At 39.7% G+C, this 10,348-nt stretch carries 8 protein-coding genes, 1 rRNA gene and 1 pseudogene (1 of these 10 running past the window's edge); all 10 read left to right on the forward strand.

Annotated features, from left to right (window positions below; genetic code table 11):
- Positions 1-264 precede the first annotated feature (264 nt).
- Complete coding sequence (locus tag CJ483_RS21600) at positions 265-1,503, forward strand: MFS transporter (protein WP_120037506.1); 1,239 nt, start codon at positions 265-267, stop codon at positions 1,501-1,503.
- Between the two features lie 122 nt (positions 1,504-1,625).
- Entirely contained in the window at positions 1,626-2,531 is a 906-nt protein-coding gene (locus CJ483_RS21605) for a LysR family transcriptional regulator (protein ID WP_120037508.1), read from the forward strand.
- A 177-nt stretch (positions 2,532-2,708) separates the two neighbouring features.
- Positions 2,709-3,881 carry an acyl-CoA dehydrogenase family protein gene (locus CJ483_RS21610; protein WP_120037510.1) on the forward strand — a complete coding sequence of 391 codons (1,173 nt, stop codon included), beginning with the start codon at positions 2,709-2,711 and terminating at the stop codon, positions 3,879-3,881.
- Between the two features lie 26 nt (positions 3,882-3,907).
- Positions 3,908-5,293: a class I adenylate-forming enzyme family protein gene (locus tag CJ483_RS21615; RefSeq protein ID WP_120037513.1), complete on the forward strand. Its 1,386-nt coding sequence runs from the start codon at positions 3,908-3,910 to the stop codon at positions 5,291-5,293.
- Positions 5,248-5,481, forward strand: coding sequence for an AMP-binding enzyme (locus CJ483_RS25870; RefSeq protein ID WP_481747726.1), 234 nt, complete (start codon positions 5,248-5,250; stop codon positions 5,479-5,481). The genes CJ483_RS21615 and CJ483_RS25870 overlap by 46 nt, the downstream gene beginning before the upstream one ends.
- Before the next feature lie 102 nt (positions 5,482-5,583).
- Entirely contained in the window at positions 5,584-6,414 is an 831-nt protein-coding gene (locus tag CJ483_RS21625) for a sulfite exporter TauE/SafE family protein (RefSeq protein ID WP_120037517.1), read from the forward strand.
- A gap of 52 nt (positions 6,415-6,466) precedes the next feature.
- On the forward strand, positions 6,467-7,792 hold the full coding sequence (locus CJ483_RS21630; RefSeq protein ID WP_259455743.1) for an iron-containing alcohol dehydrogenase: 1,326 nt from the start codon (positions 6,467-6,469) through the stop codon (positions 7,790-7,792).
- Between the two features lie 200 nt (positions 7,793-7,992).
- A pseudogene (locus CJ483_RS21635) lies at positions 7,993-8,699 on the forward strand (enoyl-CoA hydratase/isomerase family protein).
- A 66-nt stretch (positions 8,700-8,765) separates the two neighbouring features.
- Positions 8,766-9,158, forward strand: a complete 393-nt coding sequence (locus tag CJ483_RS21640; protein ID WP_120037519.1) for an acyl-CoA thioesterase — start codon at positions 8,766-8,768, stop codon at positions 9,156-9,158.
- Between the two features lie 430 nt (positions 9,159-9,588).
- A 16S ribosomal RNA gene (locus tag CJ483_RS21645) occupies positions 9,589-10,348 on the forward strand; it runs 794 nt beyond the window's last position.

A 10,348-nucleotide genomic window follows, 5' to 3' on the forward strand; every position in this document is an offset into this window, starting at 1 on the left:
ACTATTGATTCCCGCGAGTTTAATTCTTAACCTCGTGGGCTTGAATTTAATCGTTAATTCTGCAGCCATCCATCCCTGTTTTCATAAATCCACTCACCGTTCTTTAATTAAATCATCCTGCTTGATAACAGAATTGAAAATCAATAAGGTGAAAAAATATTCAACCTTTGACAATTTGAAAGCAATTGTAAGCGCTTCCTGTGAAGGCTTGAAACAGCGCGTTGCCAATATAGATAGAAGTCTTTAAAACTGGAGGGATGAGGAATGCAGTTGTATGTAAGCAAGAAACGAAAATTTATTATCAGTGGTCTCTTATTTATTGGGATGATTTTAAGCTTTTTTGATCGAGTGGCCATAAATGTCGGTATTATTCCTATTACAGATGAGTTCCATCTCAATACGTCTCAAACGGGTTTGCTAATCAGCATATTTTTTGTTAGTTATTCTCTAATGCAGCTGCTTGGTGGGTGGATGACCGATAAATATGGAGCTCGAGTGATGATTACGGTCTCTTTATTTAGCTGGTCTGTATTCACGATGATGACAGGGTTTGCGTGGTCATTTCTATCTTTATTATTCGTTCGTTTTCTGTTCGGATTAGGAGAGGGGCCTTTCTATCCAGCCAGTATGTCCACGATAAGAGAGAACTTTCCAGAAGAAGAACGGGGCCGGGCCAATTCCTTTTTCTTGTCTGCTCAAAATATTGGGGGAATATTAGGTACTGCTCTTGCTGCTTCCATGGTAGCTGCGTTCGGCTGGAGAGGCATGTTTACTATTGCGGGGGTTTTAGGGATTTTAATTTCTTTTGGTATTTGGTTTGTTCTCAAGCCTCAAAGCACAAAAGAGGTTAAGCAATTCAATAAAATACAAAATAAAGTTTCTATTAAGTTATTGTTTAAAACCGAAAATATTTGGAAACTCATTACGTTCAAATTTCTATGTAATATTATTAACTATGGTCTAATATCATGGATGCCTATCTATTTAGTTAAGGAAAAAGGGGTCGAGTTGGTAGCCGCCGGGGGATTGTTGGCGATTCCTTATATTTTTGGGTTTTTAATGTTTAATGTCAGCGGGTGGCTGCTGGATAAATATATGGCTAATCGTGAAAAATATCTTGCTGCTGCAGGCGCCTTATTATCGGCAATTTTTCTCTATTTAATGTCTAACGCCACATCTATAGCACTTATCATCACCTATCTTACTCTTAACTCCATAGCGCTCTCTTTCTTTGGAACCGTTCTTTATACAATTATTATAAAATATGCTCCGAAAGAAGTTACCGGTTCTGCCTCTGGACTTGTAACTTTTGCCGGGCAAATTGCCGGTGGTGTTTCGCCTTTGGCTATTGGCCTAATTATTCATCTATTTAATAACTCCTACAATGCAGCTTTTTGGTTTTTAATGATCGTAGCGTTACTCGGAACAGCAGTGGCCATATCTATCAAAAACAATCCAACTCAACCGGCAAAACCATACGAAAAAACAACTACCATAGTATAAAACTAGAAAGAGTATCCTATTTAGCGTAGATGGTTTAAACTGTTCTAATCTTCTTCTCTAAAATTGAAAGGGTTTTCCGTTAGAGATATGATATTGGTAGCAGGATAGAAGGAGAATGAGCCATGAATATTGAACAATTAGAATACATTATAAAGGTAGCCGAGGTAAATTCAATTTCCACAGCTTCAGAAAAACTCCACATTTCTCAGTCTGGAATCAGCATGGCTATTACAAGTCTCGAAAATGAATTAGGTATCAAAATCTTCAAGCGATCACGATTAGGAACCATACCTACAGAAGACGGAAAAGAAATTATCCAAAAAGCTCATGAGGTATTGAGCAAGCTGGAGGAAATTAGAGACAGTGCGCAAATGCACTCGGATACAATGGAAAAAGAGCTGCGTCTATCATCCACACAAGGTTTATTTCTTACGATTTTGCCCAAATCCTTAGCCTTATTTAAAAAAAAGTACCCTGAAGTAAAAATTATGATTGAAGAAAAAGGGGGACAAGAAATCATCGAAGATGTATTAAATGATAAAATTGACATCGGCCTATTAAATATTCCACCGCTTAAACCAAAGGAAAGTGAGTTGGAATTTCAACCTTTAATGGAAGCGAAAGTAATTGTGTCAGTCAGCAGGAACTCTTCTTTAGCAGGCCGAAAAAGTATAAGCCCCGAAGAACTGCTGAACGAAGACTTAGTCGTCTACAATGGACCAAAAATGAAAAGGTTTATTAAAGAATTTTTTGCTCGTTACGGCGAAATGAATGTTTTGTTTTTCACAAATAATACAGAGATTATCAAAAAAACAGTCGCTGAGGGATTAGCCATTTCCTTTTCTTATGATATTGGAATGAATAGTGATCCCTATTTTCTAGGCGGAGAACTGGTAGCTATTCCTTTAATAAATCTAGAAAACAATTCAATGGAACTGGGCTACGTTCGCTCGAAGAAGCAATATTTTTCAAAGGCTGCTAAGGAATTTATCAAATGTCTCGAATTTTATACTACTCTTAAATATTAGTTTCCTATGTTGAAGGGAAACTAATATTTTTTTATCTTTCATCAATATTTTTTATGTACTTATCATATTTTGTTATTTTACTTAAATGAAATTTATATTTAAAATTAATTATTATAATATTTAAAACTTTTAAATAGTTGGTAGATTCTACAAAATAAAAATCGAAAGGGGAAGCCTATGTTAACGACGCGGGAAGAAGAATTAGAGATACTTCAAACAAAGTTGCAGCATTTTATTCAAAATGAATTGCTTCCATATGAAAAGAAGCAAGGGTTAAATGCTGAAGAGGATATTCCGATGGAGGCTATTCAGTGGGTAAGAAAGCGATCAAGGGAATTGGGCTTTTACGGCATTAATCTTCCTGAAAAGTATGGAGGGCAGAATGTTAGTTTAAGAGGGTTATGTATGCTTAAGGAAGAATTGGCGCGTTCTGGAGCTGTTTTATGGGGGCAAGTGATTGGCGAGATTGGTGGACCACTAAGAATCGGCCAGATGTTGGAAAGCTTTACAAAAGAGCAGATCGAAAAATATGTGTTGCCCGTCGTATCTGGAGAAGCTAGCTGCTGTTTTGCACTGACAGAACCAAATGCTGGATCGGATGCTTTTGCTATTGAAACAACAGCTGTCAGGGACGGTGGCGATTATATAGTAAATGGGAAGAAGCACTTTATTAGTGCAGCTCCTTATGCTGACTTTGCTATTGTCATAGCCAAAGAATTGCAGGAAGGAGAAAAAGCAAGGATTACCGCTTTCTTGATAGATAAAAAAACATCCCAGCATTCAGGGTTTGAACTGGGAGATATTCAAGTTCCCCTATCAGGAGAACGAATACATGCTGAATTGATTTTCAAGCAATGTCGAGTACCTGCCGCTAATATCATCGGAGAACCAGGAAAAGGGCTGCAGCTCGGATTGAAAAGAATAAACACCAATCGCGTTTCACATGCAGCGGGTTTTGTCGGAATGGCTCAACGTCTTCTCGATTTATCTATTGATCATGCTAAAACGAGAGTGCAACACGGACGGCCTATCAGTGATTTTCAAGCAATTCAGCACATGCTCGCGGAAATGGCAACGGAGATCTACGCAGCGAGGTGTATGGTCTATGATGTGGTTGAAAAAATTGACAGAGGAGAGGAGGAGAGAGCCGGTGCATCTATGGCTAAGTTGTTTGCTTCAGAGGTGAATAGTCGTGTGGCTGATAAAGCTATCCAAATTCTTGGCTCTAAAGGATTAGTGAAAGGGCATCCGGTAGAAAAAATGTATAGAAGTGCGCGGATGTATCGAATTTTAAGTGGAACCTCAGAAATCCAAAAAAATACGATTGCTAAGGCACTATTGAAAAATTAAGAGCTCTTTTATGGAGGGGATAATGAATGTGGGATAAGATAACATTTCAATCACTGGTGTATAAAGGAATAAAGCGATTTGGCGAACTGCCAGCCATTACTTTGCTACCGAGTGGAGAAACGATAACTTATAAAGAGCTATGGAACAAGATAGAACGGATTTCTTCTTACTTACTTCGCTTAGGTGCCGGAAGAGGTATTCACATAGCGACTATTATTCCAAATAGCTTGGAAAGTGTGATGTTTGGTTTGGCTGTTCAGCAATGTGGTGCTACTTTGATACCAATAGGTGAAAAGCTAGGAAAACGAGAAATAAATTTTATTTTAAAAGAAACAAAACCCAAACTGGTGATAATAGCTGCACAGACACACTTTGATACCTTCCTCGAATATTTAGGAGAAGCAAAAGAAGAAGGTGTTCATATCATTGGCCTTCCTGAATTTGGTCATCATTATCCGGAAGGGTTTGAACAGTTCCAATGGCCCGAAGAAATCGAAGATGTAGACTTGCCAATTGCTAAGAAAGAAGATATCGCTCTTCTATCCTATACAGGCGGGACAACCGGTACGCCTAAAGGAGTAATGCATTCTCAGCAAGGATTGGGTGCTGCCATCATTTCCGCTGCTATCGAGGATCCGCTTGATGACCGGGACCGATTATTGCTGAGCACGCCAATTGTTCATTCGGCCGGTTCGTTGCTTTGGAGATCTCTTGTGTCAGGAGTGCATATTTATGTGATGCGATCATTTAATGCGGAAACGTTCATACAAGCCATAAAAGACCATGAGATTACGACCACCTTTATGGTGCCGACTATGTTATATAGGCTTCTCGATCAGGCAAGGAAGATTGACTATGATATGAGCTCGATGCGCAGCATCTTCTATGGAGCGTCACCAATTTCGCAAAAGCGTTTAAAAGAAGCTTTCGAGGTATTTGGACCAATTATGCGTCAGCAATACGGAATGACAGAATGTAATATTGTCATTACAAGACTATCGAAAAGCGCTCATATTTGGGCTTATCATAACAATGCAGAGGTGTTGAAGAGCTGTGGGAAGCCATGCCTATTTACTGAAGTTCGTCTGATTGACGATAAAGGAAACGACGTAAAGCCGTTCGAGCTTGGAGAAATTATCGTAAAATCACCAGCGATGATGGTGGGTTACTATCAAAGACCTGACCTTACCCAGGAATCCATTCGTGACGGCTGGTTCTACACCGGAGATATTGGCAGGTGGGATGAAAACGGTTACCTTTATATTGTAGATCGGAAGAAAGATATGATCATTACAGGTGGAATGAACGTATATTCTTCAGAAGTGGAACGAGTAGTGAATCAGCACCCCTCTATTGCATTAAGTGCGTGTATAGGTGTTCCCCACCCAGATTGGGGGAGGCGGTATGTATAGTTGTATCACTGCGAGAAGGATTGACCTGTACTAGCGAGCAATTAATTGATTTCTGCAAACAAAGAACCTCCAAATATATGATACCTAAAGTCGTCCATTTTCTTGATAAATTTCCATTAACACCGATTGGGAAAATTGATAAAAAGGCATTAAGAAAGATGTTTGCAGAAGGTATTTTAACTATCTAGGGGAGGTTTCTTAAAAGAAGGTTTGACTAAGCGATATGATGACTGCCTCTCTCGGAATATTTTGTTTTGGTTAGATCTTTACTCTGTTTAAGGAGAGAGAATATGGTTACTACAACAAGCTTGTTGCTTTTCATTATTGGAATCATCGCCGGGGGATATGGAACAATTGTTGGGGCTGGAGGGGGATTTATATTTGTTCCCGTGCTGTTAATTGTCTTTCAAATGGAACCTACAGTTGCAGCAGGTTCTGGCTTGGTATTGGTATGTATTAATTCCATAGCCGGAGCAATAGGATACGCGAAAAAAAAGATGATTCATTACAGAATAGGGGCTGCTGTGGGAATGGGCGCGTTGCCTAGTTCTATTGTGGGTGTCTGGTTCCTGCAATCCTATCCTTCTAACTTTTTTTATATCCTTTTTGCCAGCATTTTAATTGCATTAGGCTTGTTTTTATTAGCTAAAAATGTGCCAATTCGACTCAACAGAAAAGAAGCTCTAGTAGCTAGCTCCAAGGGGAAATCCGAACACTTATCTATACGAAATAAAAGCATGGAGCCTTCCTTGCAAAACCCCGCTCGTTTAATGATTATACAATTACTAACAGTGGGGTTTTTTATCGGAGTATTATCCAGCTATTTGGGAATAGGCGGCGGCTGGCTTCTTGTTCCAGTCTTAATTTATTTATTTCATATTTCACCTCACCAGGCAGCTGCAACCTCCGTCTTTTCTATATGTTTATACTCTTCGGTTGGGGGGTTCTTTCAATTCTTATATGGTCATGTAGATTGGGAGATAGTTATTTGGGGAGGGATAGGAGTGACCATTGGAGCGCACCTTGGAGTAATTTCAGCCCAGAAACTGCCAAGTAAAATGATTATCCAAATGTTATCCATATTGCTAATAGTTATCGGTTTTCGTATGTATTTAAATTAAAGGTGCATAGGCTAGTCGCTTAGTAAAAGAGAAGAAATAAAAAGTGGCTCCTTTGCCTTGGAGATTTCGTGCGATTGGCGAAGGGCAGCCTAAAAGTCGGTGGCTTCCATCTTACGGAAACGGCTTTGTTGTAGTTTCTTTATTAGAAAATTTTATCCTGGAATGGTTGCGTATGATAAAAGAGGTGAGGGAGTTTATGCCAAAGCAGTATAGCTTTATTTCTCCTATCGAAATCCATTTTGGAGAGAAATCGGTACAAAAGCTCGAACGGATTTTTCGAGAGCTCAAGAGCAAAAGCGTATTTTTAATTTGTGATCCTGTTGTTTTAAAGTTAGGGCTTGTTAAAAGTGTAATAGACATCGTTATGAGAAACAACATTGCTGTAAAAGTTTGTGATCAAGTAGAGCCAGAACCATCTATAACACTAGCGCAACAATTTCTTGATGAGATACACCAAGATCGTTATGACCTTGTAATTGGGATAGGCGGTGGCAGTGCACTAGACTTAGCTAAGTCGGTAGCGGTGTTGGCTGCTCACGAAGGAAGGGCAGAGGAGTATTTAAACTTAACACAGCAAAGAAAGATTTCAAAAAAAGGCATTAAGAAAGTGCTGATTCCTACTACCGCTGGAACGGGTGCGGAGGTAACGGACATTGCGGTATTTAGCGTGAATGAGACAAAAGATGTTATTACTCATAAATATTTACTTGCGGATTACGTAATTGTTGATCCCGAACTAACATATTCACTGCCACAGCAAGCTACTGCTGCAAGTGCTGTAGATGCATTTACTCATGCCATTGAGTCCATTACTTCAAGGTTTTCTAATCCGCTATCCAATGCTTTTGCGAAAAATGCGCTAGAGCGGATTTACCAATGGATCCGAGTAGCTGTTTGGAATGGGGATGATAGACTTGCTCGTCAACAATTATCACTCGGCAGCCTGGAAGCAGGATTAAGTTTTTATAACGCAGGAGTAGCAGGAGTACATGCTTTAGCTTACCCGTTAGGAGGACAGTTCAAAGTAGCGCATGGAGAAGCGAATGCGGGGTTGCTGCCATATGTATATGCGAATATTTGGCCGTCATGCGTGAGGCAGTTAGCCGAGGTAGGCCAGATAATTGGATCTTATTCAACTGGGAAATCTGAACGTGAAAATGCCAAAAAAGTTGTACAGTCGCTATATGATTTGGTTAAGGATTCAGGCTTGCCACTTTCTCTTTCTGCTTATGAAGTGAGGGAAAAGGATTTAAAAAATTTAACAAGACATGCACTTTTACAAGAACGATTATTAGAAAGAAGTCCTAAAAAGTTAACAGAAAAGGATATTTATGAAATTTATACAAACGCATATACTGGAAGGTTAATTTTAGAATAAGGGGTTAAGAAAGGTTTGTATCTAACAACTCAGATTACGAAGAAGACCGTTAAAAAGCAAAAGAAATCCTACGATAGAAAAACTGCTCAAGACTTTTATTTCGATAGTAAATAATCAAGGGGGGGATTATTTTGTATCAAAACATTCAAGTATACATACAGGAGCAAATTGGAGTTATTGAAATTTATCGAGAGGAGGTTTTGAATGCTTTAAATAATGAATGCATTCTCGATATTCGTGATGCGCTTTATTCCTTTAAATATGACGATGAAGTGCGTGTTGTCATTATTAAAGGTAGCGGAGACAAAGCATTTGCCGCAGGGGCAGATATAGAAGAACTTCAACATTTAGATCATCTTGACGTCATGACTAATGAAGGTATCCACGACCTCCTAAACGAGCTTGAAACATTTGAAAAACCGACTATCGCGATGGTAAATGGTTTTGCTCTAGGGGGAGGATGTGAATTAACACTAGCCTGTGATATTCGAATCGCTTCAAATAATGCAAAGTTCGGGTTGCCAGAATTAAATCTTGGCATTATACCGGGAGCTGGAGGCACACAAAGATTATTACAGCATATAGGACTCGGAAACACACTTTATTTGATTTTTACAGGAAACATGGTCGATGCGGCAACTGCACAACAAATGGGTTTAGTAAGCGCTGTAGTAAACCAGCAGGAGCTTGAAAAAGAAACATTTAACATAGCTAAAAAATAATAAGTAAAGGACCGGTAGCCACGAAATTTGCAAAATTGGCCATTAAATCTCAATCTCGAGCAGCATTGCAAAATAGTCTCCTTATTGAAAAACTGGCACAGTCGGTGTTGTTTGCTACTCAAGATAAGCAGGAAGGTATGGAAGCATTTTTTAAAAAGCGTAAGCCAGAGTTTAAAAATCAATAAGATGAAACGGTACATAGTAAGACAATGCGAGTAGAGGAATGAATAATAAATAAAAGAGGGATAAATATGTATACAACAACGCTTACTCCCCGAATTTCTGAAACAGATGCTGTAGGGCATATTAATAACACTACTATTCCAATCTGGCTAGAAGCCGGGCGTCATCAAATCTTTGCTTTGTTTAACCCGGATCATAAATTTCACGATTGGAAAATGATCATTGTTAAGACAACGATTGAGTACAAGGAGCAAATCTTTTTTGGGGTGGATATTGAAGTTTGCTGTTGGGTAAAAAGGGTTGGCCATACTAGCTTGGAGCTGTATGAGGAAATTTGGCAGGCAGGGAAAAAGTGTGTAATTTCTTCTACTGTTTATGTGAATTTTAATAAAGAACATCAGCGGAGCGAAGCAATTCCTTCTTCACTTCGCATGGAATTAGAACAACATTTACTTATATGAAAGCATGTAAAATAAATAGTGAATTTTTTCAATAAAACGAAGTAGCTTATAAAGATAAATTTACCGGGGGAGGGCTTTTTATATTACTAATGATTGGCCCTATTTTTTGTAGGGCTTGTGTGATTTTTGCTCCATCTTTATCGGAATGATTGCTACCATTTGCTCTAAATCAGCCATAAAAATCTATTATATGGATATTTAAAAAAGTTGTTGACTGCGTATTTAAGAGAATGGTATATTACTATTTGCTGTTAAAGCAGCTGATTTGGTAGAAAATATTTTTTTAAAAGTCATTGACATTATGTTGGATAAATGTTAAATTAAAAAGGTCGCTAAAAACGACTCAGATGAAATTGATCTTTGAAAACTGAACAAAATACATGCCAGTAAGTTAATTCTTATTTTTAAAACATGAGCAAGTCAAACAATCTTTTTGGAGAGTTTGATCCTGGCTCAGGACGAACGCTGGCGGCGTGCCTAATACATGCAAGTCGAGCGGACTTGACGGAGCTTGCTCTGTTCAAGTTAGCGGCGGACGGGTGAGTAACACGTGGGTAACCTGCCTGTAAGACTGGGATAACTCCGGGAAACCGGGGCTAATACCGGATATTCTTTTTCTTCGCATGAAGAAGAATGGAAAGGCGGCTTTTAGCTGTCACTTACAGATGGACCCGCGGCGCATTAGCTAGTTGGTGAGGTAACGGCTCACCAAGGCGACGATGCGTAGCCGACCTGAGAGGGTGATCGGCCACACTGGGACTGAGACACGGCCCAGACTCCTACGGGAGGCAGCAGTAGGGAATCTTCCGCAATGGACGAAAGTCTGACGGAGCAACGCCGCGTGAGTGAAGAAGGTTTTCGGATCGTAAAGCTCTGTTGTCAGGGAAGAACAAGTACCAAAGTAACTGTTGGTACCTTGACGGTACCTGACCAGAAAGCCACGGCTAACTACGTGCCAGCAGCCGCGGTAATACGTAGGTGGCAAGCGTTGTCCGGAATTATTGGGCGTAAAGCGCGCGCAGGCGGCTTCTTAAGTCTGATGTGAAAGCCCACGGCTCAACCGTGGAGGGTCATTGGAAACTGGGAGGCTTGAGTGCAGAAGAGGAGAGCGGAATTCCACGTGTAGCGGTGAAATGCGTAGAGATGTGGAGGAACACCAGTGGCGAAGGCGGCTCTCTGGTCTGTAACTG

Origin of the sequence: Bacillus sp. PK3_68 (assembly GCF_003600835.1) — a bacterium.
GTDB lineage: Bacteria > Bacillota > Bacilli > Bacillales > Domibacillaceae > Pseudobacillus.

Excerpts from the sequence above, each read along its gene's own strand:
- CJ483_RS21610 (WP_120037510.1), top strand. The coding sequence starts at position 2,709 with ATGTTAACGACGCGGGAAGAAGAATTAGAGATACTTCAAACAAAGTTG.
- CJ483_RS21605 (WP_120037508.1), top strand. The coding sequence starts at position 1,626 with ATGAATATTGAACAATTAGAATACATTATAAAGGTAGCCGAGGTAAAT.
- CJ483_RS21640 (WP_120037519.1), top strand. The coding sequence starts at position 8,766 with ATGTATACAACAACGCTTACTCCCCGAATTTCTGAAACAGATGCTGTA.
- CJ483_RS21600 (WP_120037506.1), top strand. The coding sequence starts at position 265 with ATGCAGTTGTATGTAAGCAAGAAACGAAAATTTATTATCAGTGGTCTC.
- CJ483_RS21615 (WP_120037513.1), top strand. The coding sequence starts at position 3,908 with ATGTGGGATAAGATAACATTTCAATCACTGGTGTATAAAGGAATAAAG.
- CJ483_RS21625 (WP_120037517.1), top strand. The coding sequence starts at position 5,584 with ATGGTTACTACAACAAGCTTGTTGCTTTTCATTATTGGAATCATCGCC.